General features: G+C 63.1%; 7 protein-coding genes. 4 read left to right on the top strand and 3 right to left on the bottom strand.

All coding sequences use genetic code 11. The features are described from left to right. Nucleotides 1-397: 397 nt before the first annotated feature. Nucleotides 398-1342: a Nudix family hydrolase gene (locus ACVOMB_RS17375; RefSeq protein ID WP_481532321.1), complete on the top strand. Its 945-nt coding sequence runs from the start codon at nt 398-400 to the stop codon at nt 1340-1342. Nucleotides 1343-1366: 24 nt separating this feature from the next. Here ACVOMB_RS17375 and ACVOMB_RS17370 read toward each other — a convergent pair whose 3' ends face one another. The 3 genes from ACVOMB_RS17370 to ACVOMB_RS17360 form a co-directional block, all read right to left on the bottom strand. Next, on the bottom strand, nt 1367-1993 hold the full coding sequence (locus ACVOMB_RS17370; protein ID WP_481532320.1) for a DUF4124 domain-containing protein: 627 nt from the start codon (nt 1991-1993) through the stop codon (nt 1367-1369). Between the two features lie 46 nt (nt 1994-2039). Beyond that, complete coding sequence (metF, locus tag ACVOMB_RS17365; RefSeq protein ID WP_481532319.1) at nt 2040-2870, bottom strand: methylenetetrahydrofolate reductase [NAD(P)H]; 831 nt, start codon at nt 2868-2870, stop codon at nt 2040-2042. 99 nt (nt 2871-2969) lie between these two features. Next, complete coding sequence (locus ACVOMB_RS17360; protein ID WP_481532318.1) at nt 2970-3734, bottom strand: COG4705 family protein; 765 nt, start codon at nt 3732-3734, stop codon at nt 2970-2972. Nucleotides 3735-4242: 508 nt separating this feature from the next. Between ACVOMB_RS17360 and ACVOMB_RS17355 the strand changes: the two genes are divergently transcribed. From ACVOMB_RS17355 to ACVOMB_RS17345, 3 genes are all read left to right on the top strand, one after another. Next, nucleotides 4243-5856: an APC family permease gene (locus ACVOMB_RS17355; RefSeq protein ID WP_481532317.1), complete on the top strand. Its 1614-nt coding sequence runs from the start codon at nt 4243-4245 to the stop codon at nt 5854-5856. Nucleotides 5857-5960: 104 nt separating this feature from the next. Beyond that, nucleotides 5961-6515 (top strand): DUF3228 family protein, encoded by a 555-nt coding sequence (locus ACVOMB_RS17350; protein WP_481532316.1) that lies wholly within the window; start codon nt 5961-5963, stop codon nt 6513-6515. Beyond that, the gene (locus tag ACVOMB_RS17345; protein ID WP_481532315.1) at nt 6499-6936 is read left to right on the top strand and encodes a ribosomal maturation YjgA family protein; all 438 of its coding nucleotides are present in this window, start codon (nt 6499-6501) and stop codon (nt 6934-6936) included. The genes ACVOMB_RS17350 and ACVOMB_RS17345 overlap by 17 nt, the downstream gene beginning before the upstream one ends. The last annotated feature ends 28 nt before the right edge of the window (nt 6937-6964 follow it).

Here is a 6964-nt window from a genome sequence, read left to right as displayed (position 1 = left end):
GTCCGATGCATCGCCGGTAAGGCCCCTGCCGAGCATGGCTCGGCACTACAGTCAGCCTGGTTTTTGTGGGAGCGGCGTCAGCCGCGAAGCCGACGACCTGTCCGATGCATCGCCGCTAAGGCCCCTGCCGAGCATGGCTCGGTACTATAGTCGGCCTGCTTTTGTGGGAGCGGCGTCAGCCGCGAAGCCGATGACCTGTCCGATGCATCGCCGGTAAGGCCCCTGCCGAGCATGGCTCGGCACTATAGTCGGCCTGCTTTTGTGGGAGCGGCGTCAGCCGCGAAGCCGATGACCTGTCCGATGCATCGCCGGTAAGGCCCCTGCCGAGCATGGCTCGGCACTACAGGGGCTCAGCGAACGATTGCACCAACAGCCCTGTTTTCGGCATGCTCAGTCCATGACATCCCCTTCACGCTCGATCCACGTCGTGGCCGCCGTCATCACCGACGCGCGTGGCCGCATCCTGCTCAACCGGCGCACCGGCGACAGCGACATGGCCGGCCTCTGGGAATTCCCCGGCGGCAAGCGCGAGCCCGGCGAGACCTCGGAGCAGGCGCTGATCCGCGAGCTGCGCGAGGAACTGGGTATCGAGGCCGAGATCGGCGAGTGGGTGATGGATGTGCCGCAGATCTACCCGGACAAGCGCCTGCGCCTGGAAGTGCGGCGTGTGCGCCACTGGAAGGGCACGGCGCGTGGCCGTGAAGGCCAGGCGATTACCTGGGTAACCCCGGACAAGCTGGCGCGCTATTCGATGCCGCCGGCCGACCTGCCGGTGGTGGCGGCGCTGCGCCAGCCCTGCCACTACCTGGTCACGCCCGAGCCTACCGATGGCGAGGAAACCTGGCTGGCGTCGATCGAGGCCGCCATCGCTGGCGGCATCCGCCGCATCCAGCTGCGCACCCCTATGGCCGCGCAGCGCGAAGCCTTGGCCAGAACCGTGGTGGAGCGCTTCGGCAAGCAGGTTGAAGTGCTGATCAATCGCGATATCGCCTTGGCCAGTGCGCTGGGTGTCGGCGTGCATCTGGGCAGCGAGCAGCTATTGCAGCTACAGGCGCGGCCTCTGCCCGAATCAATGCTGGTGGCCGCGTCCTGCCACGATCTTGCGCAGCTGCAGGCGGCGCAGCAGTTGGGCTGCGACTTTGCGGTGCTGGGGCCGGTGCAAGCCACAGCTACCCATCCGGATGCCGCGAGCCTTGGCTGGGATGCCTTCGTCGAGCTGCGTGAGCGGGTCTCGCTGCCGATCTATGCGATTGGCGGTATGGGAGCTGGCGATGTCGAAACCGCACGTCGGCATGGCGCCTTGGGTGTCGCCGCGATTCGCGCGCTATGGCCGCAGGTCTGAGCCACTGACGGCGTCGAGCTGCGCTTACAGGGTGATCCAGAAGCAATTGTATTGGCGGCGCAGATGCAGGATGGTCCGCGTCGGTGTGGCGCTGCGCGGCAGGGTCTGCTCCAGGCGCAAGGCAATTGGACGACGTGGGCCGCTGCCGGTATTGCTGATTGCCTGCACTTCCGGATAGCCACCAGTGCCGGCCGCCTGGGCCGGATCGACCGGCGTGCCATCGGTATAGGTGAATGGCTCGGGCGGCGCGGGAACATAGGCCGGTTCCTCTGGAAACACCGGCGCGATGTCAATCAGCGGCCGTTGCACGATCTCATCCAGCCTATCCATGACCCGGGTTGCGGCGGCGCTGGAAAGCCCATTCCAGAGATAGATGCCTGACAGGCGATTGGGATCGCGCGCATCGGCAGCCGATTGGATCTGCGCAACCAGTTCGCTGAGCCGGCGTGCGCAGCTGTCGCGGTACAGGCCGCTGCCGCCAACTGCGCGCGCATCGGGTAGCAGGCGCGCGCGCGCACCCATCACTTCGCAGGGTTTGTCGCCATAGACGGTTTGACCCTGCGCGTTGGTACAACGGTTGATCTTCTGCGCGTGTGCATTGAATGCCGCTAGGGCGGAGCAGGTGAGCAACAGGAGCAGCAGCAGGCGCATCGGCCAAGGTTAGCGGTTGGTCGTGCGCGCAGGAAGTGATGAACGCTCAGCTTTTGCCGATGCGCTCCAAGACAGCATTGGTCGGTTTGGCCAGGTTGAGCGTGTAGAAATGCAGCGACGGCGCGCCGCCGGCAATCAGGCGCTCGCACAGCCCGGCAACCACGTCGGCGCCGAACTCGCGTACGGCTTCCGCGTCGTCGCCGAAGGCCTGCATGCGCTTGCTGACCCAACGCGGGATCTCGGCACCGCATTGCTCGGAGAAACGGCGTAGCTGGCTGAAGTTGGAGATTGGCATGATGCCGGGAATGATCGGCACGTCCACACCCAGTTTCTGCGCGGCATCGATGAAGTGGAAATAGGCGTCGGCGTTGTAGAAATACTGGGTGATCGCGGCATCGGCACCTGCGTCGATCTTGGTCTTGAAATGGCGCAGATCGGTCAATGCATCGCTGGCTTGCGGATGGGTTTCCGGATAGGCGCCGACTTCGATACGGAAGGCATCGCCGTGCTCGGCACGGATGAAGGCAATCAGCTCCGAGGCGTAGCGCAGGTCACCGGGGAAGCCCATGCCCGAGGGCAGGTCGCCGCGCAGGGCGACGATGCGTTTGACCCCGATGGCGCGGTAGAGCTTGAGCAGCTCGCGGATTTCCTCGCGGGTGCCGCCCACGCAGGACAGATGCGGAGCCGCCTGCAGCCCATGGTGCTGGTTGAGGTGGCGCACGGTTTCGGAGGTATAGCTCAGCGTCGAGCCACCGGCACCGAAGGTACACGACACATACTCCGGCGCGTGGGCCTTGAGCTTGGCGGCGGTGCGGTCCAGCTGGGCGCGCTGGTCATCGGTCTTGGGCGGGTAGAACTCGAAGCTGAGCGCGGTCATTGGAAGCGGCCGGGTCTGACGGGATGCTGCTAATTATATCTCTCTATCAAGATGGATATGCAATTGTTTCAGCCGAGACTTGGGGAAGCGGGCGCATTCTCAATGCGCTTGGCGGGCTGGACGTTGTGGCAGCAAGGCGATGCAGGCGACGATGGTCAGCAGCAGAACGACCGTGGCGGTGTAGCGGCTCAGGGCCAGTCCGCCGTGATCCAGCGGCTTGTCGAGGAAGTCGCCGACCACCGCGCCCAGCGGCCGGGTCAGGACGAAGGCCGCCCAGAACAGGGTGGTGCGGGAGATGCGGCTGTAGAAGTACAGCAGCGCCACCAGCGCCAGCAGTCCGCCAAACAAGGCGATACCGCCGGTATAGCCAAGCCCCTGGGTATCTGCAGCCCAGTCGCCCAGGGCCGTGCCCAGGGTCTGCGAGAAGGTGATGGTCAGCCAATAGAACAGTTCGCTGCGTGGTGAGTTGATCTGGGTGACCGAGATGCTGCCGGTGTTGCGCTGCCAGACGAACAGGGTGCTCAACAGCAAGGCAAGCAGCAGGGTGGTGCCGCCGGTGTAGCCGATGCCCAGCGAGCGATCGACGTAGTCGGCCAGGGTGGTGCCGACCGTGGTGCTGGCAATGATGGCGAACCAGTACACCCAGGGCCGGAACTTGGGCGAGCGGATCTGCGCGAACACCGCGACCGCGAACACCGTTGCAAACAGCGCTGTGCCGATCAGGTAGCCGAGGTTCATCGACATGGTGACGGCATCCCCGCCGACTTCGCCCAAGGTGGTGGCGAGGATCTTGATGATCCAGAAGCCGAGGGTTATGGCGGGGACCTTGCTGAGTGATTCGCTGAGTGAATCGGTCGGCGACATGGCAGTCATCTACGCGGGAGTGCTGCCACTGTCGGTGGGCGGTTGTCGGAGTTGCGTCGTAGATTTGTGTGCGATGCAGACGATGTTCATTGGAAGCTCGCACCGCCCCTGCATGCACCGGCGAGAAGGCTCCTGCCGAGCATGGCTCGGCACTACGCCCCCTCCCTTTGCCGCAGGCAAGGGGAGGGCTGGGGAGGGGGGCTTTTGCTTCTGGCTTTTGAGCCCTCCACCTCGCGTGGAAGCAGAATCAGAAGCCGCAACGCAAGTGCGCTTGAACGTCGAGCTCTCCGCCAAGAGCACCCCTCCCCAACCCTCCCCTGCACCTTTGGTGCAAGGGAGGGAGCAGAGCTTTGCCGTTTTCGGCATGTCAGTGGACCGCGGCAAGCTTCCGGCTATGCCGGTTTTGGCAGCAACGTCAAACCAGCAAAAACCACGTTCGGCTTAACGTTCGGTTTGCGATGATCCAACGCCAGCGCCACTCCGGCGCCACCTCAACTGGAAAGCCAGCATGAACGCATCCAGCGCCATCCGCCGCGACGTCGGCCCCATTGCCCTGATGCTTACCGGCCTGGGCTCGATCATCGGCTCTGGGTGGTTATTCGGCGCTTGGCGCGCAGCCGGCCTGGCCGGGCCCGGGGCGATCTGGGCGTGGGTGCTGGGCGCGGCCATCATCCTCACCATTGCCCTTACCTACGCGGAGCTGGGTGCGATGTTCCCCGAATCCGGCGGCATGGTGCGCTACAGCCATTACTCGCACGGTTCACTGGTCGGCTTCATCGCCGCCTGGGCCAACTGGATCGCCATCGTCTCGGTGATCCCGGTCGAGGCCGAGGCCTCGGTGCAGTACATGGCGTCATGGCCATGGCAGTGGGCGCAGGACATGTATGTGCAGCAGCCGGGTGGAATGGGCGAACTCAGCCATGCCGGCCTGCTGATCGCAGCGGTGCTGGTGGTCGTCTATTTCCTGATCAACTTCTGGAGCGTGAAACTGTTCGCGCATTCCAACAGCGCCATCACCGTGTTCAAGCTGATCGTGCCGACCCTGACCGGTGTGGCCTTGATCGCAAGCGGCTTCCATGCCGAAAATTTCTCAGTTGGATTGAAAGGAGCCGGTACACCAATCCTGGATTTCTCCGCCATCCTTACAGCCATCGCAACTGCCGGCATTGTTTTCAGCTTCAACGGTTTCCAGAGCCCGGTGAATCTGGCCGGTGAGGCCCGCAATCCCGGTCGCAGCATTCCATTTGCGGTGGTCGGCTCGATCCTGCTGGCAGCGGTGATCTATGTGTTGTTGCAGGTGGCGTATATCGGCGCAGTGCCGAGCCAGATGTTGGCCGAGCACGGCTGGCATGGCATCGATTTCCGTTCGCCCTTCGCCCAGCTGGCCTTGATCCTCAACCTGCACTGGTTGGCAATGCTGCTGTATGTGGATGCCTTCGTCAGCCCCAGCGGCACCGGCATGACGTATACCGCCACCACCGCACGCATGATCTACGGCATGCAGCAGAATGGCACCGCCCCCAAGGTGCTGGGCAATATCCATCCGCGTTGGGGCGTGCCGCGGCCGGCGATGTGGTTGAACCTGGCGGTGTCGTTTCTGTTCCTGTTCTTCTTCCGTGGCTGGGGTACGCTGGCTGCAGTGATCTCGGTGGCCACCGTCATTTCCTACATGACCGGGCCGATCAGCGTGATGTCGCTGCGCCGCACTGCACCGAATCTGCATCGCCCGTTGCGGGTGATCGCGCTACCGATACTGGCGGGTGTGGCCTTCGTTATGGCTACCGAACTGCTGTACTGGGCGCGCTGGCCGCTGACCGGCGAAATCATTCTGCTGATGGTCGTGGCCTTGCCGGTGTACATCTATTACCAGCGCAAGATTGGTTGGCATGATTTCTCCCGGCAGCTGAAAGGCGCGCTATGGCTGATCTGCTATCTGCCGCTGCTGGCGCTGGTTTCATGGGCAGGCAGTACGGCATTCGGCGGTGCTGGCTATCTCAGCTATGGCTGGGACCTGTTGCTGGTGGCGGCGATCGGCGTCGTGTTCTATCTATGGGGCGTCAACTCCGGCTGGCGCACGCCGTCGATGGATGTGGCCGAACAAGAGGCGCAAGCGCAGGCCTGAGCTTGGCAGCGAACGTCCACTGCAAGCAGTGGGCGTTGGGGCGCGCTGGTTCCGGTCTTCGCACTGATCGCCGACAATGTCGTCCTCCTTTGTTGGAAGCGATGATGTCCATCTACCTGACGCCGTTTGCACGTACCCGCTTGTTCCCGCGCATGCCGCGCGCCAATACCATCCAGGGTTGCAGCGCTGAGGAATTCGAACAGCATTTGAATGAGCATGCCGCCGACGCGGTGCTTGATGGCTATGCGCCGTTCTGCAAATTGCATGTTTACAAGAACTGGACCAGCACCCGCTGCCTGACCGTTCCTGTCACCGAGCAAAACCGTCATCTGCTGCGTTCCGGCTACGAGGCCCGCAGTCGCGAGGAACTGCCGGTGTTGGTGCGCTGGTTCGAAGGCGTGGAGCCGGCCGTGGCCGACTATCTTGTGGTCATCCTCTACAGTCGCGAGCAGCTGCAGAAGGAGGGCTCACCGATCGAGGCCGACTGGGGCGTGGTCGGTTGCCTGTACACCGCGACTGCTGAAGAAATTCCGATGGCGCCGATCACCATGATGCGCAACGCATTGGGTGTTGAAGAAGGTGGCTCGGGCGTGCCGATTGACCGTGCGGCCTATGCGCGCGCTGTGGAATTCTGGGGCGCCAATGCAAACTGGCGCTGATTCGCGGCCACGCACTGCCAAGCGAGCCAGTCTTTTTGCAATCAGTCGCTGGCATCTGCTGCTGGCGATGTTGGTGTTCGCGATGGAAGTGATCATCGCCACACGCCTTCCACATGTGTCGTGGGTACGTGCCTATCTGGGTGATGTATTGGTGGTGATGCTGCTCTACGCAATGATCCGCAGCGTGCTGCGCATCAACGACTACCTGATTCTGCTGCTGGTGTTTGTGTTTGCCTGTGGCATCGAGTTTGCCCAGTACTTCCATGTCGCAGAGCGTCTTGGTTACGTGCGTGGCGATGTGATGTACACGATCATCGGCAATACTTTTTCGTGGGGCGACATCGTCTGCTACGCAGTGGGTTGCATGGCAACTGGCCTCATCGTGGCGCTATCACGCGTGTTTCGCCGCATTCATCGTTGAAGCGCGGCGTGCTGCGCGTCTGCACGAG

It is taken from the genome of Stenotrophomonas sp. STEN018 (genome assembly GCF_056760235.1).
The sequence above is the reverse complement of the archived record's forward strand: the minus strand, read 5'-3'. Positions and strand labels throughout refer to the sequence as shown.

What these genes read in the sequence shown, in the direction of transcription:
- ACVOMB_RS17355 (WP_481532317.1), top strand. Translation starts at nt 4,243, where the DNA reads ATGAACGCATCCAGCGCCATCCGCCGCGACGTCGGCCCCATTGCCCTG.
- ACVOMB_RS17375 (WP_481532321.1), top strand. Translation starts at nt 398, where the DNA reads ATGACATCCCCTTCACGCTCGATCCACGTCGTGGCCGCCGTCATCACC.
- ACVOMB_RS17370 (WP_481532320.1), bottom strand. Translation starts at nt 1,993, where the DNA reads ATGCGCCTGCTGCTGCTCCTGTTGCTCACCTGCTCCGCCCTAGCGGCA.
- ACVOMB_RS17345 (WP_481532315.1), top strand. Translation starts at nt 6,499, where the DNA reads ATGCAAACTGGCGCTGATTCGCGGCCACGCACTGCCAAGCGAGCCAGT.
- ACVOMB_RS17360 (WP_481532318.1), bottom strand. Translation starts at nt 3,734, where the DNA reads ATGTCGCCGACCGATTCACTCAGCGAATCACTCAGCAAGGTCCCCGCC.
- metF (WP_481532319.1), bottom strand. Translation starts at nt 2,870, where the DNA reads ATGACCGCGCTCAGCTTCGAGTTCTACCCGCCCAAGACCGATGACCAG.
- ACVOMB_RS17350 (WP_481532316.1), top strand. Translation starts at nt 5,961, where the DNA reads ATGTCCATCTACCTGACGCCGTTTGCACGTACCCGCTTGTTCCCGCGC.